Source organism: Chitinophaga parva (assembly GCF_003071345.1).
Lineage (GTDB): Bacteria > Bacteroidota > Bacteroidia > Chitinophagales > Chitinophagaceae > Chitinophaga > Chitinophaga parva.
The window spans coordinates 1,306,110-1,328,304 of sequence record NZ_QCYK01000001.1 but is presented as its reverse complement, the minus strand read 5'-3'; the positions used below and the strand labels follow the sequence as shown (position 1 = coordinate 1,328,304).

The window sequence follows — 22,195 nt, the reverse complement described above, 5'->3', positions numbered from 1 at the left end:
ATAGGCCCATTTCCCCAACTTTTAGGGATGGGAGGATACAGATTTTGAACAACGGATTTTAGCCTGCGGCAAATGGGCCACCGGTGGGCATTTTGCCCACTTCCCCCCGGGTTTGACCATCGGCTGCCGCGGCAAATAGGTGGCCTTTCTTCCGGCCACAGGCCCTATTTTTAAGGCCGGCAGCTGATTAAAATATGATTGTATGACGACCAACGCTTTCCTGGCACTTGAACACATTACGGTACGCCACCTGGACAACACCCTCTTCCGCGAGCTAAGCTGGCAGGTGGAAAACGGCCAGCACTGGGCCATCATTGGCCCCAGCGGCTCGGGTAAGAGCGCCCTGCTCAATACCCTGGCCGGCAAATTTAACGTGATCAACGGCGCCATCCGCCACCACTTTTACGATGCCTTCATTGCCGCCCACCCACAGGATGATCCTTACTTCAATTACCGCCGCCTCATGGCCACGGTAAGCCACCACCACCAGTTTAAGAACCATTCCAACACCACTGATTTTTATTACCAGCAACGTTTCAATAGCTCCGACAGTGACGACGCACCCACCGTGCAAAGCTATCTTTTTGGCGATGCACCCGTAGATGCAAAGACCATGGAATGGCTTACGCCCCTGCGCATCCCTTCCCTGCTGCACAAAGAACTGATCAAACTGTCTAACGGTGAAACCCGCCGCACCATGATAGCCCATGCCCTGCTGCAGCAACCCAAACTGCTCATGCTGGACAATCCCTTCATAGGCCTGGACGTGCAGGCACGTAAGGATTTCCAGGAAATGATCAACCACATCATCTCCAGCCTGGGCACCACTGTGCTGCTGGTCACCAGCCCCCACGAGATCCCGGACATGATCACCCATGTGCTTACGCTGGATGAAGGCCGTATAACGGGAACGTATACACGCGAAGCATTCATGGCATTGCCACAAGCAGCGGTAAAGGAAACTGCACTCCCCGCATTTGACAAGGATCTCATCACCAAACTGACAGCCCACGCGCCACGGGAGCATTTTGATGTGATTGTGGGCATGCAGGATGTGAACGTGAAATATGGGGACGCCCGGATCCTGCAAAACATTCACTGGACCATCAGACCCAATGACAAATGGGCGCTGCTGGGCCCCAACGGCGCGGGAAAGTCTACCCTGCTCAGTCTTATCAACGCAGACAATCCACAGGCTTATGCCAACCGGATCGTGCTCTTTGACCGCAGGCGCGGCAGCGGGGAAAGCATCTGGGATATCAAGCGCCGCATCGGCTTCGTGTCGCCGGAACTGCACCAGTACTTTGCCACCCAGGCCAATTGCCTGCAGATCGTAGGCTCCGGCTTTCATGACACTATAGGCCCCATCCGCAGCAACACGCCGGAGCAACTGGAAATAGCCCGCGGCTGGATGCAGGTATTGGGAATAGATAGCTATGCCAACCAGCCATTTAAACAGGTGCCGGAAAGCATACAGCGCATTGCCCTGCTGGCGCGTGCACTGGTGAAAAACCCGCCCCTCCTCATTTTTGACGAGCCTTGCCAGGGCCTGGACGCCCGCCAGAAAGAACATTTCAAACAGGTGATAGAAGCCCTGTGCGCCGCCCTGCCGGTAACACTGGTATTTGTAACACACTACGTGGAAGAACTGCCAGCCAGCGTGGATAAATTTATCCGCCTGGATAAAGGCAGGCAGGTGGAATAAACAGCCTTGAGGGTTAACCGTTGATCGTGAACGGCTACGGATCAAAGCCAGCCCGCGATGAACGGTTAACCATTAGCCATAAACAATTAGGCATTTAATAATTTAACCATTTAACCACCCACAATTAACATTTAACCCTTAACGATTAACCATTTACCCTTAACTTTACCCCAATCCTTTTTTAAAACCTCCATTCGCTTATGCGCGCACCCAAAAGCCTGCTCCTCCTGACTGTATGCATACTGGCAGGACTGGCCACTATCTTCCACGGTTGTAAACGTGCCCGGAAGACCATCAATCCCGAATTTGCCAAGTATATTGAAGCCTACACCACCGGCGTGATCTCCAAACAAAGCACCATCCGCGTCCAGCTGGCCAATGCGGTGAATGTGACCCATGCTGATAATGAACCGGTAGACAAATCCCTCTTCGATTTTTCGCCGGGCATCAAAGGCAAGGCGTACTGGGTAGATGCCACCACCATTGAATTCCGCCCGGATGAAAACCTGCAGCCAGGCAAGGACTACGATGCCACGTTCAAACTTTCCAAAGTGGCAGACGTACCCGCCCAGCTGAAAGACTTCGACTTCAGCTTCCGTGTCATTAAACCGGCATATGCCGTAGAAGCGCACGGGCTCAAAGCGGCAGACAATAACTCCCTTGAAAACATGACCTACACCGGTGTGGTGAACACCGCCGATGTGGAAGACCCACAGAAAATAGAGCAACTGCTCAAGGTGAACTATGATGGCGCCAAACCGGTGACCACCTGGCAGCACAACCCTACAGCACGCACTTCCTCCTTTACTATTTCCGGCCTGGCCCGCGGCAACACCGCCCGCCTTCTGGGCCTCACCTGGGATGGTACGCCACTCAACGTGAACAAGCAGGATAAAAAAACGGTAGAAGTGCCCGCCATCGGTGATTTTAAGGTACTGGAGGTGCGCGCGGAGTCAGACCCTGAGCAGCACCTGCTGGTCCAATTCTCCGATCCCATCAGCCCCGCCCAGAGCCTGGAAGGCATGATCGGCATCAGCAACGCCAGCGACCTGCGTTACACCATCAGCGGCAGTGAAGTAAGTGTGTATGCGCCGGAACGCCTGGAAGGCAACTACCAGGTAAATATTGCCGAAGGCATTCTCAATATCACTGATAAAAAACTGGAAAAGGCGTGGAGCGCCAACGTGAATTTTGAGAATACCCTGCCTGCCGTCACCATCCCCGGCAAAGGCGTGATCCTGCCCCAGAGCAGCAAACTGGTAATGCCCTTTGAAGCCGTGAACCTCAAGGCGGTAGACGTTACCATCATCAAGATCTACGAAAACAACATTCCCCAATACCTGCAACGCAACACACTGGACGGCGCAGAAGACCTGCGGCGTGTAGCCAAACCCGTAGTGGAGAAAACCGTGCGGCTGGACACAGACCACTCCCTGAACCTGCACAAGAAAAACCGCTTCTACCTGGACCTGGAAAAACTGCTGCAAACTGAACCTGGCGCCATTTACCGCGTTACCATCGGCTTCCGTAAGTCCTACGCCATTACCAGCTGCACCGCGGCCGATTCTACCGGTAACAACACCGCCAGCAACGGGGATGAATACGATGAAAGTGAATACTACGGTGATAAAATAGACGAGGACGATGGCTTCTGGAGCCGGTACGACAGCTATTATCCTTACGGCTACAACTGGCAGGAGAAAGACGAGCCCTGCTCCAGCTCTTACTACAACAAGAGCCGCTGGGCATCGCGCAATATCATTGCGTCCAACATTGGCCTCATTACCAAACGGGGGAATGATAACAGCATGCTGGTGGCCGTAACAGACATCCGCGATACCAAGCCCCTGATCGGCGTGGAACTGGAACTGCTGGACTACCAGAACCAGGTGATCTTTAAAACCAAAAGCGACGGGGATGGCCTGGCCACCTTTGACCTGAAACGTACCCCCTACCTGCTCATTGCCAAAAAAGACAATGAACGCGGCTACCTCAAACTGGACGATGGCAGCTCCCTGCCCCTGAGCCGTTTTGACGTAAAAGGGGAAGAGATCCAAAGCGGCATCAAAGGCTTCCTGTACGGGGAGCGCGGCGTATGGCGCCCCGGCGACTCCCTCTTCCTCACCTTTGTGCTGGAAGACAAGGATAAAAAACTGCCGGATAACCACCCGGTAACCCTGGAACTCTTCAATCCCAAAGGCCAGTTGTACAAGCGCATTACCCAAAACAACGGGCTCAATGGCTTCTACAGCTTTGCTACCGCCACCGCCCCGGACGATCCCACGGGCAACTGGACGGCGAAAGTGCAGGTGGGCGGAGCCGCCTTCACCAAGAACCTGAAGATTGAAACGGTAAAACCCAACCGCTTAAAAATAAACCTGGACTTTGGCGCTAAAAATGTACTGACCAAAACAGCCGGCGGCACCACCGGTACGCTGAATGCACAATGGCTCTTTGGCGCTACCGCGCAAAGCCTGAAAGCCAAGGTGGACGTGGCCCTGAGCGCACAAACCACCACCTTTAAGAAATGGGAAGGCTATAGCTTTGACGATCCCGTAGGCCATTTTGAAACGGAGAACAAGACCATCTTTGAAGGGCCGCTCAATGAATCCGGCAGCGCACCGGTGAAAGCAGATTTCCCGCTGGGCAATCCTGCACCCGGCATGCTGAAAGCCAACTTCGAGATCAAGGTATTTGAGCCGGGCGGCGACTTCAGCATCGATCATTTTTCCCTGCCCTACCATCCCTTTACTTCCTACGTAGGCGTAAAAATACCGGATGGGGATCGCATGACCGGCATGCTGCTTACAGACCAGGACCACCCTGTGAGCATTGTGAATGTGGATGATGACGGCAACCTGGTAAGCGGCACCCGCACGGCGGAAGTGTACCTTTACAAGCTGCGCTGGCGCTGGTGGTGGGATGATACCGGCGACGACTATACGAACTTTACTTCCGACAAGTACAACCAGTTCATAGGAAAACAGGAAGTAACCCTGGTGAATGGTAAAGGCACGTATAAGCTGCGCGTCAACAGCCCTGAGTGGGGCCGCTACCTGGTGCGTGTAAAAGACCCGCAAAGTGGCCATATGACCGGCCAGTCTGTGTACATCGACTACCCCGGCTGGGCAGAGCGTGTACAGCAGGAAAACCCCGAAGAGGCTTCCATGCTGGTATTCACGGCGGATAAACCTGCCTACAAAGTGGGCGATCCTGTAACGCTCACCATCCCGAGCAGCAAGGGCGGGCGCGCGCTGATCAGCATTGAATCGGGTAGTAAAGTGATCAAAACCGCGTGGGTGAATACCGACGACAAACAAACCGTATACAAGTTCAAGGCGGAAAGCGGCATGTCGCCCAATGTGTATGTGAACGTAAGCCTGCTGCAGCCCCACGCACAAACGGTGAATGACCTGCCCATCCGCATGTATGGCACCATTCCTATCAGCGTGGAAGATCCCAACACCATCCTGAAACCGGTGATCAACATGCCGGAAAAATTCCGCCCGGAAGACAATGCCACCATTAAAGTGACGGAGGCAAACGGCAAGGCCATGACCTATACTGTAGCCGTGGTGGATGAAGGCCTGCTGGACCTTACCCGCTTCCAGACACCAGACCCGCACAGCGTGTTCTATGCCCGCGAAGCGCTGGGCGTAAGGACGTGGGATATTTATGACTACGTGATAGGCGCATGGGGCGGCGACCTGGAACGCATCCTGAGCATAGGCGGCGACCAGGGACTGAACCGCAACGCCAGCGCTGCTAAGGCCAACCGCTTTAAACCAGTGGTAAAATACATGGGCCCCTTCTACCTGAAGAAAGGACAAACCGCTACCCACTCCTTTAAACTGCCGCCCTACATTGGCGCTGTGAAAGTGATGGTGGTGGCCGGCCAGGAGGGCGCTTACGGCAGTGCGGAAAAAACTGCCGCCGTGAAAAAGCCACTCATGCTGCTCACCTCCGCGCCCCGCGTACTGGGCCCCGGTGAAACCATACAACTGCCGGTAACAGTATTTGGCCTGGAAAAAAATATCCATAATGCCAATGTGACCCTGGCCACCAACAACCTGCTGGAAGTTGTGGGCGACCGCACCCGTACCGTTACCTTCACCCAGCCCGGTGAGCAGCTCGTGTACTTTGATGTGCGCGTGAAAAATGCTACCGGCGTGGCCAAATTCAAGGTGACCGCCAGCAGCGGCGCAGAAAGCGCCACGGATGAACAGGAACTGAATGTGCGCAACCCTAACCCGGTAATGACCAACATCCTGCAGAACGACCTGCAGCCGCATGCTGCGTGGAACACGGCGTTTAGCCCCGTGGGCATGGCCGGCACCAACAAAGGTGTGCTGGAGATCTCCACCATTCCACCGTTGAACCTGGGCAAGCGCCTCAATTATCTCATTGAATACCCCTACGGCTGCGTAGAGCAAACCACATCGGCCGTATTCCCGCAACTGTCGCTGCCCGCGCTCATGGAAGTGAAGGAAAGCCAGAAGGCGGAAATAGACCGCAACATCAAGGCAGGCATTAACCGCCTTAAAGGTTTCCAGACCAGTGATGGAGGCCTGAGCTACTGGCCGGGCAATAATACTGCTGATGAATGGGGGACCAACTATGCCGGCCACTTCCTGCTGGAAGCACAGGACAAGGGCTACACCCTGCCCCCCGGCATGCTGGACCAGTGGAAGAAATACCAGCGCAATAAGGCCGTAACCTGGGCACCTAACAGCTATAACTTCTATGGCGGAGACCTGATGCAGGCATACCGCCTGTACCTGCTGGCCATGGCCAAAGCACCTGAACTGGGCGCTATGAACCGCCTCAAGGAATTTAAATACATCTCCGTGCCGGCAAGATGGCAACTGGCCGCCGCCTATAAACTGGCGGGCCAGCCGGAAGCCGCAAACGCCCTGGTGGCAGGCCTCTCCACGGACGTAAAACCTTACACACAACTGGGTGGCACCTTCGGGTCCGACCTGCGCGATAAGGCCATGATCCTGGAAACACTAACGCTCATGGGTAAACGAAGCCAGGCATCTACCCTGGTTACACAAATAGCTGCCAGCCTTTCACAGGACTATTGGTACAGCACGCAGACCACGGCCTACAGCCTCATCGCCATTGCCCGTTACTGCGGCGCTAACAGTGGCGGCAGTGTAATGAACTGCAGCTACACGCTCAATGGCGTGAAGGGCAGCATCAACAGCCAGCACACCTACGTGGCCCAGGTGCCGGTAACCTTCAATGGCGCCGCAGGCAATGTGAGCCTGCAGAACAATGGCGGTAACCTGCTCTACGCACGCCTCATCCTGCAGGGCCAGCCCGAAGCAGGCCAGGAACCGGTGATCCCGGCTAACCCGGAGATCCTCACCATGGAGGTGCGCTACAGTACCCGCGACGGCAAGCCGCTGGATCCTGTATCCCTGAAGCAGGGATCGGATTTCATGGCCACCGTTACCATCCACAATCCCGGCAAACGTGGGTATTATGAACAGATGGCGCTGAACCAGGTGTTTCCCTCCGGCTGGGAAATTCTCAATACCCGCCTGCTGGAAAATGACAGCGCTTTCCATAACTCACCTTCCAATTACCAGGATATCCGCGATGACCGGGTGTATACGTTCTTCAACCTTGAAGAAAATAAAACACATACGTACAATGTGCTGCTCAATGCCGCATACCTGGGCCGCTACTACCTCCCGGCCACCAGCTGTGAGGCCATGTACGACAATTCCATCCGCGCTTACGCTACCGGTAAGTGGGTGGAAGTAGTGAAATAAAAGTGATCTTTCTGCTCATGCAAAAACTCCTGGCCTGGGGTCAACGAAGAAAATGGTGGCTGGTGTGCATTGCCGTACTGCTCCTCCTGTACGGCTTTGCCCTCCCCGCAAAACTCTTTACTGACCCCACTTCCTACGTGATAGAAGACAGTCACGGAGACCTGCTCAGCGCCACTATCGCGGCAGACGGGCAATGGCGTTTTCCCGTGGCGAAAAAGGTCCCGGAAAAATTTGCCCAGTGCATCACCACGTATGAAGACAAACGCTTTTACCATCACTGGGGTGTGGATCCCCTGGCCCTGGGGCGCGCCACCCTGCAGAATTTCCGCAGCCGCCATGTAGTGAGCGGGGGCAGCACCCTCACCATGCAGGTGATCCGCCTTTCCCGCAACAAGCCCCGCAATCTCTGGCAAAAACTGGTGGAAATAACCCTGGCCACCCGCCTGGAATTTTCCTACTCCAAAAAGTCTATCCTGGCGCTGTATGCAGGCCATGCACCCTTTGGGGGCAACGTGGTAGGCCTGGATGCGGCGGCCTGGCGCTATTACGGCCGCAGCCCGGAAGCCCTTTCCTGGGGCGAGATGGCGGCACTGGCAGTATTGCCCAACAGCCCTGCCCTGGTGCACCCCGGCCGTAACCGGCAGGAACTGCTGCGCAAGCGCAATGCTCTCCTGGAGGAACTGTGCACCGCTAAAAAAATAGACAGCAGCACCTGTGCGCTCTCCAAGCTGGAGCCCCTGCCAGACCAACCTTTGGCCCTGCCACAGCTGGCACCCCACCTGCTGGAGCATTTCCGCCAGGAAGCCATGGCACACCATGATCCTGACACCCGCATCAAAACCACGATAGACGGGCCCTTACAACGGAATGTAAACGACATTCTGCAGCGCTATCATACTATTTACCGGGCCAATGGTATTAACAACGCCGCCGCCCTGGTGCTGGATGTGGAAACAGGCAATGCACTCGCTTACGTGGGCAATATCTACAACCCTGCGGATTCTGCCCTGCAAAGCCACGTGGATATCATTCAAAGCCCCCGCAGCCCGGGCAGCACGCTGAAGCCCATCCTGTACGCAGCCCTCCTGGGCGATGGGCAGATCCTGCCCAATACCCTGATCCCGGACATTCCCACCCAGATAGCCGGCTACACACCGCAGAACTTTGACCTGGGGTTTGATGGCGCCGTACCCGCATCCCGCGCCCTTTCCCGCTCCCTGAACGTGCCCGCGGTGCGTATGCTGCAATTGTACCGTTATGAAAGGTTCCACGCATTGCTACGCCAGCTGGGCGTTACCACGCTCAAACAAAATGCGGATCACTATGGCCTTTCATTGATCTTGGGAGGGGGGGAGAACACGCTGTGGGAGCTGTGTGGCGTGTATGGCAGCATGGCCCGCACCCTGCTGCACCTGCAGCAAAATAAGGGCGGCTATGATCTGGACGATATTCACGGGCCGGGCTACCGCATGGATGAGCGCCGCGTATCCCGCTACCAGCCCGGCCCCAATGGCCTGCTGGATGCCGGCGCCATCTGGCATGCCTTCAATGCCATGGAAGAAGTAATGCGCCCCGGCGAGGAAATGCTGTGGCAACAGTTCTCCTCCAGCCAGCGGGTAGCCTGGAAAACCGGTACCAGCTTTGGTTTCCGTGATGGATGGGCCATTGGCGTTACCCCCGGCTATGTTGTAGGCGTATGGGTGGGCAATGCAGATGGCGAAGGCCGCCCCGGCCTCATTGGTGTATCTACCGCGGCCCCCGTGCTGTTTGATATCTTTAAACTGCTGCCCGCGGGCGCCTGGTTCCCCACCCCGTATGATAAATTAAAAAAGGTGGAAGTATGCCGCCAGAGCGGCTTCCGCGCAGGGGAAAACTGCCCGGACCGGGATTCGCTGTGGGTACCCGCCGCCGGCCTCCGTTCCGGCACCTGCCCCTATCACCAGCTGGTCCACCTGGATCACACGGGCCAGTACCGCGTTACCGAAGCATGTGAGCCGCCTTACCTCATGCAGCACAAGCCCTGGTTTGTACTGCCACCCGCCATGGAATTTTATTACAAGCAAAAGAACAGCTACCTGCCCCTGCCACCCTACCGGCAGGACTGCTTATCATCTGTAGACCAGGACAAGCCGGCCATGGAGCTGATCTACCCCCGCGCCGGCGCCCGCATTTACGTGCCCGTGGAAATAGACGGCAGCCCGGGGGAAGCTGTGTTCACCGCCGCACACCGCACGCCCGGCACAAAGATATTCTGGCATATCGACAACCAGTTTGTGGGCACCACTATGGACATGCATCAACTGGCCGTGCACCCGCCACCCGGTAAACACACGCTGACATTAGTAGATGAAAATGGGGAAGAAGTAAGAATAAATTTTGAGATACTGGACAAAGAGAAGAAGTCCTGATCAATACCCATATTTCTCTTTCCAGAGCGCCCTCAGGTACTTGCGCAGCTCATCTTCCCGCGGGTTGTGGGCAGGATCATACAGGCGGGTATTGGTAATGGCATCCGGCAGGTATTCCTGCGGGGCAAAATGGTGCTCAAAATCGTGCGAGTACTTGTAGTCTTTGCCATAACCCTGCTGCTTCATCAGCTTTGTAGGTGCGTTGCGGATGTGCAGGGGCACAGGCAGGTCGCCGGTTTGGGCCACCAGGCTTTGTGCCTGGTTAATGGCCATATAGGCCGCATTGCTTTTGGGGCTGGCAGCAAGGTAGGTGGCGCATTGCGAAAGAATGATGCGGGCCTCCGGGTAGCCGATCATGGTCACCGCCTGGAAGCAATTAGTGGCCATCAGCAGCGCATTGGGATTGGCATTGCCAATGTCTTCCGAAGCCAGGATCACCATGCGCCGGGCAATGAACTTCACATCCTCACCACCGGCTATCATGCGGGCCAGCCAGTACACGGCGCCATTAGGATCGCTGCCGCGGATGCTTTTGATGAAAGCAGAAATAATATCGTAGTGCTGCTCTCCCTGCTTATCGTAAATGGCTACACGCTGCTGCGCAATGTCCATCACCACCTGGTCTGTGATCACCACGGGAGGCTCGTTCATGGTATCTACCACCAGCTCAAAAAGATTGAGCAGCTTGCGGGCATCGCCCCCGGAAATGTTGAACAAAGCAGCGGTTTCTTTCAGCTCCACCTGCTTGCTTTGCAGCCACTTGTCCTTGAGCAATGCCTGCTGCAGTAATTGCAGCAATTCCTCCGGCCCCAGGGGCTTCAGCACGTATACCTGGCTGCGGGAGAGCAGGGCCGCGTTCACTTCAAAAGAAGGATTTTCCGTGGTGGCGCCTATCAGTGTGATGATGCCTTTTTCCACGGCGCCCAGGAAGGCGTCCTGCTGTGCCTTATTGAAACGGTGTATTTCGTCTATGAACAATACCGCCCCCTGTTGCAGGCGGGCCGCTTCTATCACTTCCCGCACTTCCTTTACGCCGGAAGAAATGGCGCTGAGGGTGTAAAAAGGAACATCCAGGGTGTGGGCAATGATGTTGGCAATGGTGGTTTTGCCCACACCAGGAGGGCCCCACAATATCATGGAGGGCACCTTGCCCTGCTGGAGTGATTTCCGTAAAATGCTGCCCGGCCCCGTCAAATGGGCCTGCCCCACCAGGTCGTCCAGGGTTTGTGGACGCAGCCGCTCTGCTAAAGGAACCTTGGCCATACTCAACTTGATTAAATACTAAACAACGCCGCCAATACCGGGCCTAAAACAAACTGTCCCCGTTATCCTGTCCGCCCTGGCGCCGGTGCAGGTACACCTGCAGGAAGTTCATGGACATAATATAGTTCACCATCAGGGAAATAGCGTAGATCAGCATTGCCACTGCCATACCGCGCACCAGCTGCTCCAGCTGGCCCAGGGTAAAGGCGCCGGGGCCTTTGGGCTGCTGGTCCAGCATAGGTTGTACCGCTTCCCGCACCAGGCTTTCCGGCGCACGCAGGAAAGTGATACAGCTGGCCATGCACATGAAGGCGGCAAAGGCCGTGATAAAACCGATCACCCGCAGGCCGGTAGGCTTCTGCTCATCCAGTGGCTCGCCGGTACGCAGGCTACGGTGCAGGGAAAGCCCCAGCCAGCTGTGAATGGCAGCCGCACCCATGAAGAATATCAGTACCAGGCCGGTAGGGCTTACAGACATCAGCAGGCTGAGGGCAGCCAGCAGTACCAGGCCGGAAGACACTACCAGGTTAATAATGCTCAATACTTTCAACAAGCCGAACTTAAACGTCATATCCACATTTTAATACAGTTGCAAACCTAGCAATTTTGTTCCACTGTATCTATTCCGGGATGAGCGGTGGCCCGGCAATTCCCCAAATGCAATACCTTTAGCGCCTAAACCACTTAACTTATGAGCATTAAAAAAGCCGGACTGCTGGCCCTGCCGGTATTGCTGGTCGGGGCAGCTGCATTCGTGCAGGGGCCTCCCACCAAAAAAGCACCCGCCAAGGTACCCGCTTTCGATCTGTCTTCCCTGGACCGTACCGCGGACCCCTGTACCGACTTCGACCAGTTTGCCAACGGTAACTGGAAAAAGAAGAACCCCATCCCCGGTACAGAAAGCGCCTGGGGCTCCTTTAACGTACTGGATAAGGAAAACAAGGAAGTACGCCTGAAAGGCATCATCGAAGAGATCTCCCGCAAATCCAATCTCGCCAAAGGCTCCGAAGAACAGCAGATCGCTGATTTCTACCGCTCCTTTACGGATACCGTTACCATCGCCAAGCGCGGCGTAAGCCCCCTGGCCCCCTGGTTCGACAAGATCAACGCTGTACAGAGCCTGTCTGACTGGGCCAAGGTGACCGGCGAACTGCAGGTGTACAACGTGCCCACCGTATGGGGCTTTGGCGTGGAAGCCGATGCGCAGAACAGCAAATGGAACGCCCTGTACGAAGGCCAGGATGGCCTTACCCTGGGCGACCGGAGCTACTATGAGCGTACAGATTCCGTGACCGCCAATGTGCGCGCGGAACTGGTAAAGACCATTGACCAGCTGCTGCAGCTGGCCGGCTTCAACGACCCGCATCCCGGCCAGACCATCATGGATTTTGAAACCAAACTGGCCAAACTCCAGCTCACCCGTGTACAGCTCCGCGATCCGCAGAAAACGTACAACAAGAGCAACTATGCAGCGCTGAAAACCCTGGCCCCCACTTATGATTGGGACGCCTTCACTGCTGCACAGGGCCTGAAACCGGATACCATCATCCTGCAGAACAAGGAATATATCTCCGGCACGGATGCCCTGCTGAAAAGCACCCCGCTGGAAACCCTGAAGCTCTACACCCGCTGGCACCTGCTCAGCCACTACGCTTCCCTGCTCAGCAAACCCTTTGACGACGCCAACTTCCATTTCTTTGGCACCGTGATGACCGGCCGTAAAGAACAGAAGGACCGCCTCACCCGCGGCATCCGCGCTACAGATGGCTACCTGGGTATGCCCCTGGGCAAGCTGTTTGCCAAGCAATATTTCCCGGAAAGCTCCAAGCAGAAAGTATCTGAGATGATAGAGAACGTGCGCACCGTATTTGGCCAGCGCATTGACCAGCTCTCCTGGATGAGCGATACCACCAAGAAAATGGCCCACGCCAAGCTGGCTTCCTTCACCTACAAGATCGGCTACCCCGATAAGTGGAAAGATTACTCCAGCATTGACATCCGCCCCAACACCCTGGTGGAAAACGTGATGAATGCAGAGAAATGGCGTTCCGAGGATAACCTGGCCAAACTGGGCAAACCGGTAGACAAATCCGATTGGGGCATGACGCCGCAAACGGTGAATGCTTACTACAACCCGCTGAACAATGAAGTGGTATTCCCCGCAGGCATCCTGCAACCGCCCTTCTTCAACCCCGATGCAGATGACGCGATCAACTACGGTGGCATCATCGCGGTGATCGGTCACGAATTCACCCACGGGTTTGATGATGAAGGCTCCCAGTTTGATGCAGACGGTAACCTGAAAAACTGGTGGACCGCTACGGATCGCGCTAACTTTGACAAGCTGACCGGTCGCTATGCAGACTACTTCAGCCGCATTGAAGTACTGCCCGGCTTTAACATCAACGGCCGTCTCACCCTCGGTGAAAACACCGCCGACCTGGGTGGCCTTACCCTGGCCTACTACGCGCTGAAAAATTCTTTCAAAGGCAAAGGCGAGCCCAAACCGATTGACGGCTTCACCTGGCAGCAGCGCTTCTTCCTGGGCTGGGCACAGGTATGGCACGGCAACATAACGGAAGCCGCCCTGCGCAACCAGGTGCAGACCAACCCGCACTCCCCCGCGCGTGACCGTATAAACGGGCCCCTTCCCCACCTGAAAGAATTTGCAGATGCATGGCATTGCAAAACCAGCAAGATGGCACTGGGTGATACTTCCAGGGTAGTGATCTGGTAAAAGAAATTGTCTTAGGTCCTAAGTCCTAGGTCTTAAGTACAAGGCATTAAAACAAAGGCCGTCCCGGTTAAACCAGGACGGCCTTTTGCGTTCATACAACCCAATTAGATCGACCACCGAAAAGTAGTTCGTAATATCAGGCGCCTCATACCTGAGACTTAGGACCTAGGACTTAAGACTTAAGACCCAGGACCTAAACCCCCATCCAACCTACGCCTGCAGCGCTTCCTGCAGATCCGCCGGCATGCTTACACCCGTTGTTTGGGAAGGATAGGCTTCCGTACCGTGTTCAAACATATCCAGGCCACCGGGACCAGTTTCGCCATGCGGCTCCACGCGCAGTTTCCAGGGATAAGGCAGTTTGCTGATAATGCCAAACAGGGCGAAGGATACCGCCAGTGTAGCTACGGTAACGGTAAGGCTGCCAATGGCCTGCGCCTCCAGCACACCAAAGCCGCCACCGTAAAAGAGCCCTGTCACCGGGGCGGAGTTATCTGCGCCCAGCGGGCCGGTAACGCCGTACTGGCCGGATGCAAAGAGGCCGAGGGATAAAGTACCAAAGATGCCACAACCACCATGCACCGCTACCGCGCCAATGGGATCATCCACGCGCCAGTGCTCCAGTAAATTCAATACAGCCCATGCCACGAAGCCAGCCAGGAACCCGATCAGGATAGCACCCAGAGGAGATACCCAATAACAGGGGCAGGTAATGGCCACCAGGCCGCCCAGGAAACCATTGGTGGTATAAGCCAGGTCAAATTTCCCTTTCGTATCGCCAATATAAAATGCAATGGCCATGGCAGAAATACCGGCAGCGCAGGCAGCCAGCGTAGTATTTGCCGCTACGCGGCCAATGCCCTGCATGTCTACGGCAGACAACGTGGAGCCGGGGTTAAAACCATACCAGCCAAACCACAGGATAAACCCGCCTACCGCGGCCACGGTAAGATTATGCGGCGCGGGCATACCGCCCCCGTCGCGCTTGAATACGCGGCCTAAGCGGGGCCCCAGTACAATGGCACCCGCCAGCGATACCATGCCACCAATGGTGTGCACCACGGTGCTGCCGGCAAAGTCGCGGAAGCCCTGGCCCAGGCCCGGCAGGAAGTGGCCGGGAGTACCCATCAGCGCCAGGAAACCATCCGGCCCCCAGGCCCAGTGGCCTATAATGGGATAAATAAAACCGGTAACGCCAATGCTGTACAGGATATCGCCCCGGAAACTGGTACGGCCAATCATAGCACCGGATGTTACCGTAGAAGTAGTATCCGCAAAAGCAAACTGGAAGATCCAGTGCGCCAGGATGGGAATACCAGTGGCTCCATAGGTTTCAGGCGCCCCGTTCAAAAAGAACCAATGATACCCGATGAAACCATTGCCTTCGCTGAACATAAAGGCATAGCCAACAGCCCAGAACAGGATACCACAAAGGCAGGTATCAAAAATACATTCCATCAGCACATTCACCGTTTCGCGCTTGCGGGCAAAGCCGGCTTCCAGGAATACAAAGCCCGGCTGCATGCCAAATACCAGGAAGGCCGCCAGCAGCGTCCAGATAGTGTTGGCCGTGTTGATCAAAGTGGTTTCATGTGCGGTGTAAGCATCCGCTGCTGCAGCCTGTGCGTGGGCAGGCATACCCAGGAAACCGGGCAGCAGGCCCATGGCAATGATCACGGCAAAAAGGCCCAGCATCTTGCCTGCCATCATAGCTCCGGCGATGCGCCATTTGTCGCGGCGGCTCAGTTTTTCCAATACCGGCGGCTGTTGCGCGGCGCCGCCCGGTAAAATTCTGTTCATGATAAAATTGGTTGCTCCCATTTCTTATAGATTTAGTGATGAAAACTAAAGGGGGTTACATATACAGTTCAGGTTAAATGGAGCATTGTCTTTTTATAAATTATCAGAACGCATAGATGGCTGCAAAGAGCAGGCTGGGGCCCGATTGCGTTACCGTGCCGTCTTTTTTGGTAAAGAGCGGCTCGGAGCCGTGATCATAGCGGAATTCAGGAATGAAGGTGAAGCCGCTCACTTTGAAATTGGCGGACAAAGTGTTGGCAAAAACGGCGGCTCCCAACGGTGCTACGCCACCGGCGCGTGCATAGGGATGCATCTTCACCCCATCATTATCGCTGAAATATTCTGTGCGCAGGGTAAGGCCCAGCCAGGGTTTGGGGTCCAGGTTAAAGTAAGCCGCGGTACCCCACCAGGTGCGGTGCGTATCATACTTACCTTCATTGCTGGCGGTAGAAGTATTCACCGTAGCGTTAAAACCGATACCAAACTTGCTGGACTCCCTGGAGTTGATCACCAGGTCATACTGGTGCACCTTGGTATCCGTTACATCGCGGCCACCCACGTAGTTGAGAAAGAGTTTGAAATTATCGCTGGCAGTGTAGCTATACTGCGCAATGAGGTTTTTATTATTCGAACCGTCGGCGGGCACCGAACGGAAGTCTGTTGGCTGGGAAACACCGATCATGATCCCGCTTTTGCCCACCGTGAAGTCGGCCCGAACCCCGGTGTGGGAAAAAGGTCCATTGGTGAACATATAAGACATGCTGTAATTACGGTTGGCATACGCGTCCAGCACCTCGTACCCCACGTGGGTAGCCCAGGTACCGGCGGTGAACTTCACCCATGCAGTGGGGGAATAGCTGATGTACAGTTGTTTAATGGCTTGTACAATACCGTTGTCGTTGTAGACAAATTCCTGTGCACGGGAACCAAAACCCAGGTCGGCCACCATGTCCACTTTATCTGTTTTATGTTCCAGTTTCACACTGGCCATGCCCAGCCTGAACTGGTCATGAGAGCTGGTGAAGCTGGTAAGGTCTGTGTTTGTCTTATTAAAATCGTAACGGTAATACACATCCACGGAGCCGGTGATGAGCAGGGCCGGTGGAGGCGGCGCAGGCGCAGGGGCCTGTGCGGGAGCGGGGGCCGTAGTGGCCTTGGCCGCAGTGGTGTCAGGGCCTTGCGCCCATACCGAGAAGGGAAGGGTAGCGGTTATCAGGAGGAGTAAAGCTGTTTTACGCATCACAAAAATTTTGTGGGTGGAATAATGGGAGGATGTGCCGAGATAGTAGATACACGAGGGGCCTTGCCGCTATTCCGGGTAGCAGCTGTGGGGGTAAGGCCTGGCTCAGTATTAATTTTTTGGCGTACGATGCCCCGCGCCGGCCCTTGCACTCCGGCGGGGTAACCCGCTTGCATAAGCAAAGCGGCTGGAAGTTTCTCAGATGAAAATAAAAGACTGGTCCCCCTTATGCAGGGAGATGAAACAGTAACAGACTATAAAGCTATCTGTGAGCGCGATTACAGGACCACTCTGTGCGGAGCCACCGGTGGGCGACATCCTTCGCTACTACTTGGTTGAAAAAAACGGTTAAACTTTCTATTCGCTGATTTACTAAAACTGGAACGCTGTTTACATTTCCGGCCCCGGAGCCGTGGTTTCGTTTTTCACTACTACGTAAGCCGGCAGACTCCCACTTGCTGGCCGTTACTTACATTAATAAATCCAGTCACGTGATTATTACAATACTAAAATATCAAAAAGCGCTGTGTTTTAAAAGCATCTTATTATATATAATATATTATAATGTGATAAAAATGACCCCTGATTTTCGCCGTAAATGCAGAATACACAATCGTTTACGCGCCTGCTGACAGATTTAACAGGAAAATCACACTCTTCAAAAAATTGAAGTTTTTAAAAAAAGAAGGCCGTTTTCCGGGGTTTATTCAAGGAATTTCCTGCTTTTTTCCGCCCTCCGGCCCATTTCCATGCGGTAATATGGCAATGCCTGGCGCCTTTGGGCCGCCCCAGGATAATTGCACCATAACCTTCCGCCATCCAGCCCATTTCCATACCGCGGTGCCCCCATCTCCCAGGTCCGTTTCGCCCAGCTTTCCTTACCTGCCAGCCATATACCGTGGCACCCCATAAAAAAACCGTCCCGTGGAGACGGGACGGTATGCTGATAGATAAATTTTACGCATCACTGCCTTACGACAGTGAGTATCTTATTTGACTGGATTAAAGACCCCATTTGGTCCATCCGGCGGTCCAGTCATTGCTGGCGTCCATGGCACCTACGAAATTGGTCTTGTCAAAGAAAGCATTGTCAAAGCTGCCAGTGAATTTACCAGTGGTGCTCAGTGCAGGAGAACCGGTAGCAGGTTTCACATTGGGAGCGGCAGTATTAAAGGCGTCTGTCAGTTTCACATCAGCAGCAGTGGTGAACACCTGGCTGCCGCCATCTGTGGTAACCAGGGCTTTCAGGTCATCCGCGGTGATCACGGTGATGGAAGAAACCTGGAACTGGTTAGCAGCTGCCTGCAGCAGGGAGTTGGTAACACCAGCTGTTTTAGCCACAAAGAAATTGGCAGTAGCCTCGTCATCCAGGTGCAGGCCGGCTTTCTGGCCACCCAACACGATGGAGTTGTTCAGTTCTACGGAAGAACCTCTTCTGAAGCGCATGTTATAACCATAATCCACAGAAGTTCCGGCAACATTGTTGGGACCTATTGCAGTAAAGTTAGACAGCAGCGGGTGTGTGATCGGGGTGGTGGTCACCGGCTTGTTAGACGGGTTGGTATTATCCACTTCAAAATTGTTGGATACGTCGCCGCTGGAGCCTTTCGGGTCGGTGAACTTCGGGTCCTTGATAGAGATCGCATACTGGATCTTGCCGCGGTAACCATCGTCCATATCAAAGTCGTCGTCAGCGCAGTTATAAGCGATCAGGTATTTGGCATTCACCGTGCCGCCAAAGAATTCAAAGGCATCGTCCAGGCCACGGGATACCTGGATGTGATCCAGGGTAGTGCCGTCACCTACTGCATAGAGAGAGAGGCCGTTCACTTCATCGCCGTCGGCTACTGCTTTACCAGCGTATTCAATACGAACATATTTCAGGCTGCCGGAATTATCGTGATCATCTGTGCCACCAAACAGTTTGTGGGTCTGGTTCACACCACCTTCCAGGGTACCGTGGTTACCGTTACCGGTGGCCAGGCCTACCAGTACTAAACCACCCAGGTCACCAGGGGTCTTTGTTTTCTCACCGGAGGTAAAGATAATGGGTGCTGCTGCGGTACCATTAGCTATCAGCTTGGAACCTTTGTACACGATCAGTACACCAGCAGAGTCTTTTTTGCTGATGATAGTAGTACCCGCTTCAATGGTCAGGGTAGCATTGTCAACATACACATAACCACGCAGGCGGTATACCTTGTCTTTACTCCAGGTAGTGCTGGTGCTGATGCTGCCACGCACGTCAATGGTATCGGAGTTTCCACCGCCGTTACCAGGTTTCGGGTTGTCGTCTTTGCCTTTGCAAGCCGCAAAAGTTGCCGCAGCAAGGAAGAACCATGCATACTTCTTCATGCAGTTTCAGTTTGATGATATTAGAGAATTGAGTTCCTAAAAGCTGTACCGGAGCGCCAGCGTAAAGGTGGTACCGGGTTTAAATGAGTTGATGATCTTGTCGTCTTTGCTTTTATACGCCGTATTGCCACTGCCAAATTTGTAGTACCAGGCTATGGGCTGCGAGAGGATGTCCGAGATATTCAGTTTGATCTCCCCTTTATTGCGGATCACTTTTTTTGTTACCTGGAAGTCCAGCAGGTCGCGTGGCTTCTCATAAGTATCAGCACCGGCAGCCGTACCGCGGAAGCGCAGGCGCTGCCCGATACGGTTGTACAGCAGGTTTGCAGAGAACCCATTATCCGCAGAAACATAGGTGAGGCCTCCGTTTACCAGGTAAGGGCTTTGTCCCTGCAGCGGTGTTTTCTTAGACACACCATCCAGCGTCACCTGGGAGTTGATCACCGCGGCATTGGCGTAGAACACCAGGTGCTCAAACACCTTACCGGGTACAAAGCTGAGGCGCTTGCGCACTTCCACTTCCGCGCCATAGTCCCGCGCTTTGCTGGCATTGCTGTAGCTCAGTACATTATTACCTTCATTCAGCTGTTCTATCGGGTCTTTAAACTGTTTGTAGAATACGGAGGCAGAGATAATTTCACCGGCACCGGTGAAGTGCTCAAAACGCAGGTCTGCATTGGAAATGCTGGCGCGCTTCAAGGTCGGGTTCCCGATCACGTTGTATTCATTCTCGTAATCATAATAGCGGAAATCCGCCAGCTCCCTGAATTCCGGACGGTTCACAGACCGGAAGTAAGAAGCACGGATATTGGTTTTCTCCGTGAGTAGATAAGTGAAGTTGGCAGAAGGCAGCACATCTGTGTTGTTATGCTTGTTCTGCGCCTGGTTCAGTGATTTCAGTTCCTGTGAATAAGATTCCAGTCTTGCACCCCATGCCAGGCGTACTTTTTCTCCAAACTTGTTATCCAGCATCACATACCCTGCGCCCAGCGTGGCCAGGCCCTGGTAGTCTTTTGAGTTCAGGTCTATCTTGGCCAGGAACAACTGGCGCTGGTCCAGGCTTTCATTGGAGAAAATATTTTCCGGTGCCACGGTCTTTCCATCCAGGTGGATGGTTTCTCCATAAATATTGCTCGTTGAGTAGCCCAGTGCAATAGCAGAGAAGTGCCGGTCCCGGTGCGATACCAGGCCACCAAATTTCACCTGTTGATCCTGCCCAAACAGTTGGAAGGGCGCTGCCAGGTTTACACCTCCCCCAAAGATATTTTCATACAGGCGGGTGTAAATGCGGCCGGCATCGTGAATGGCCGGACTGTTCTCCACCGGCACTTTCAGCCGGTACACAGTATCCCCGGTGGGATTGGAATCCGGGTCATCCCTTACAAATGCCAGGATGCGCTGGTCCGGCTGGTTGCGGTAAGAATAACCATAAGATGCATTCCATGTGATCTGCAGCTTGTCATGCTTCAGCGCGTGCGAACCTTCCACTACAGAATTGAACAGTCCATTTTGCGTGGCTTCATTATCGTAGCTCAGGATCTGCTTTACGCCGGATTCATAGTTGGCGCCATTGCGCACAGAAAAGTCGGTGTTGAAAGTATTGCTGAAAAAGTTCTTCCATGCAATCTTACTGCGGCCATAGGAATAAGCCATGTTCAGCACACTGCCCTCCTGGTGGGTAGCTACAGAGAGGTAGTCGCGGTAACCGAAGAACAGCTCTTTGGTACCGGGCAGGTATTCATTGCGGATACGCTCCGTGGCGCGGCGGCTGGTGCCGTAATTTACAGAGAAGATATACCCGAAGCGGCGGTTGCGGCTCAGGCGGAAACTATTGCCCATGGCGTATTGCACACCCAGTGAAGGCAGGCTCTGGTCTGTTTTGCCACTGGTAAACGTGTTAGAAAATTGTTTGCTGACCGCGATCTTATCCGCCGTTTCCAGTTCTGTGTAATTGCCGGCCACACTGGTGTAGGCGCCGGGCAGCGCACGGCCGCCATTGTCCCAACCCAGGAAATCCGTTTTCCCGTCGGGCAGGCCTTTGATAAAATCCTTACCGGTGGTCTTCGTGTTGTAGGCAGTGGCTACCTGCAGTTCCATGAATGGCTGGTCAGGAAAATCCTTGGTCAGCACTTTCACCGCGCCGCCGGCAAAGTCACCCGGCAGGTCGGGTGATGCCGTTTTGTAAATAGTAATGTTATCAATGAGGGTAGACGGGATAATGTCAAAAGAGAAAGCTTTTTTATCAGGCTCTGTGCTGGGCAGCAGTGCGCTGTTCATCAGCGTAGCGTTGTAACGGTCTCCCAGGCCACGTACTACTACAAAGCGGTTGTCCTGGATGCTGGTACCGCTTACACGCTTCAACACCTCGCCGGTATTGCGGTCTGGCGAGCGACGGATAGCTTCCGCGGAAATACCATCAGATACTACTGCATTGTTTTTCTGCGCAGTGTACAGGGCATTGATGCTTTCCTGTTTGTAAGAGGCGGTCACCACTACTTCCTGCAGGGATTTGGAGGAAGGTTCATCAAGGATGACGTCAAGGCTGGTGGTGGCGGCAGCTTTCACAACTACGCCGGTAATGGATTTAGTGTTGTAGCCAATGTATTTGAAGTTCACGGTGTAGGTGCCGGGCGCTATGCTCAGTTGATAATGACCATCTACATCGGTTACCGCTCCGGCATTGGTGCCGGAGGCCAGCACCGTTACGCCAATGAGGGCATCTCCATGGCTTTTGTCGGTCACTTTGCCCGCAATTTTACCGGTGGTCTGGGCTGATAAGGAAAGAGATGGCACAAGCAATACTATCACCAGTTGCAGGAACCGGCGCACGCTACAGGTAAGAATCAAGGTCAGATAATTTTCGACAAAACTATCCGGCCAATGTTAAGCGATCATTACCGGCGT

General features: G+C 54.4%; 10 protein-coding genes. 4 read left to right on the top strand and 6 right to left on the bottom strand.

Features of this window, described 5'->3' with window-relative positions:
- Positions 1 to 202: 202 nt before the first annotated feature.
- The 3 genes from DCC81_RS05700 to pbpC all read left to right on the top strand — a co-directional run bounded on the left by DCC81_RS05700 (position 203) and on the right by pbpC (position 9,896).
- The gene (locus DCC81_RS05700; RefSeq protein WP_108685606.1) at positions 203 to 1,705 is read left to right on the top strand and encodes an ATP-binding cassette domain-containing protein; all 1,503 of its coding nucleotides are present in this window, start codon (positions 203 to 205) and stop codon (positions 1,703 to 1,705) included.
- A 200-nt stretch (positions 1,706 to 1,905) separates the two neighbouring features.
- A complete protein-coding gene (locus DCC81_RS05695) occupies positions 1,906 to 7,488 on the top strand; it encodes an alpha-2-macroglobulin family protein (RefSeq protein WP_108685605.1) in 5,583 nt (1,860 codons plus the stop codon).
- Positions 7,489 to 7,505: 17 nt separating this feature from the next.
- Positions 7,506 to 9,896 carry a penicillin-binding protein 1C gene (gene pbpC / locus DCC81_RS05690; RefSeq protein WP_108685604.1) on the top strand — a complete coding sequence of 797 codons (2,391 nt, stop codon included), beginning with the start codon at positions 7,506 to 7,508 and terminating at the stop codon, positions 9,894 to 9,896.
- Here pbpC and DCC81_RS05685 read toward each other — a convergent pair whose 3' ends face one another.
- On the bottom strand, positions 9,897 to 11,159 hold the full coding sequence (locus DCC81_RS05685) for a replication-associated recombination protein A (protein WP_108685603.1): 1,263 nt from the start codon (positions 11,157 to 11,159) through the stop codon (positions 9,897 to 9,899). It lies immediately after the preceding gene.
- Positions 11,160 to 11,202: 43 nt separating this feature from the next.
- Positions 11,203 to 11,730: a hypothetical protein gene (locus DCC81_RS05680; protein ID WP_108685602.1), complete on the bottom strand. Its 528-nt coding sequence runs from the start codon at positions 11,728 to 11,730 to the stop codon at positions 11,203 to 11,205.
- A 120-nt stretch (positions 11,731 to 11,850) separates the two neighbouring features.
- Here DCC81_RS05680 and DCC81_RS05675 point away from each other — a divergent pair, with 120 nt between their 5' ends.
- On the top strand, positions 11,851 to 13,896 hold the full coding sequence (locus tag DCC81_RS05675; protein WP_108685601.1) for a M13 family metallopeptidase: 2,046 nt from the start codon (positions 11,851 to 11,853) through the stop codon (positions 13,894 to 13,896).
- A gap of 210 nt (positions 13,897 to 14,106) precedes the next feature.
- Here the strand turns inward: DCC81_RS05675 and DCC81_RS05670 are convergent, their stop codons facing one another.
- From DCC81_RS05670 to DCC81_RS05650, 4 genes are all read right to left on the bottom strand, one after another.
- Positions 14,107 to 15,696, bottom strand: coding sequence for an ammonium transporter (locus DCC81_RS05670; protein WP_108686478.1), 1,590 nt, complete (start codon positions 15,694 to 15,696; stop codon positions 14,107 to 14,109).
- A 103-nt stretch (positions 15,697 to 15,799) separates the two neighbouring features.
- Complete coding sequence (locus tag DCC81_RS05665; RefSeq protein ID WP_108685600.1) at positions 15,800 to 16,936, bottom strand: outer membrane beta-barrel protein; 1,137 nt, start codon at positions 16,934 to 16,936, stop codon at positions 15,800 to 15,802.
- 1,002 nt (positions 16,937 to 17,938) lie between these two features.
- Positions 17,939 to 19,291: a hypothetical protein gene (locus tag DCC81_RS05655; protein WP_108685598.1), complete on the bottom strand. Its 1,353-nt coding sequence runs from the start codon at positions 19,289 to 19,291 to the stop codon at positions 17,939 to 17,941.
- Between the two features lie 36 nt (positions 19,292 to 19,327).
- Positions 19,328 to 22,138 carry a TonB-dependent receptor gene (locus DCC81_RS05650; RefSeq protein WP_108685597.1) on the bottom strand — a complete coding sequence of 937 codons (2,811 nt, stop codon included), beginning with the start codon at positions 22,136 to 22,138 and terminating at the stop codon, positions 19,328 to 19,330.
- Between the last annotated feature and the right edge of the window lie 57 nt (positions 22,139 to 22,195).

What these genes read in the sequence shown, in the direction of transcription:
- DCC81_RS05680 (WP_108685602.1), bottom strand. Translation starts at nt 11,730, where the DNA reads ATGACGTTTAAGTTCGGCTTGTTGAAAGTATTGAGCATTATTAACCTG.
- DCC81_RS05665 (WP_108685600.1), bottom strand. Translation starts at nt 16,936, where the DNA reads ATGCGTAAAACAGCTTTACTCCTCCTGATAACCGCTACCCTTCCCTTC.
- pbpC (WP_108685604.1), top strand. Translation starts at nt 7,506, where the DNA reads ATGCAAAAACTCCTGGCCTGGGGTCAACGAAGAAAATGGTGGCTGGTG.
- DCC81_RS05675 (WP_108685601.1), top strand. Translation starts at nt 11,851, where the DNA reads ATGAGCATTAAAAAAGCCGGACTGCTGGCCCTGCCGGTATTGCTGGTC.
- DCC81_RS05655 (WP_108685598.1), bottom strand. Translation starts at nt 19,291, where the DNA reads ATGAAGAAGTATGCATGGTTCTTCCTTGCTGCGGCAACTTTTGCGGCT.
- DCC81_RS05685 (WP_108685603.1), bottom strand. Translation starts at nt 11,159, where the DNA reads ATGGCCAAGGTTCCTTTAGCAGAGCGGCTGCGTCCACAAACCCTGGAC.
- DCC81_RS05670 (WP_108686478.1), bottom strand. Translation starts at nt 15,696, where the DNA reads ATGAACAGAATTTTACCGGGCGGCGCCGCGCAACAGCCGCCGGTATTG.
- DCC81_RS05700 (WP_108685606.1), top strand. Translation starts at nt 203, where the DNA reads ATGACGACCAACGCTTTCCTGGCACTTGAACACATTACGGTACGCCAC.
- DCC81_RS05695 (WP_108685605.1), top strand. Translation starts at nt 1,906, where the DNA reads ATGCGCGCACCCAAAAGCCTGCTCCTCCTGACTGTATGCATACTGGCA.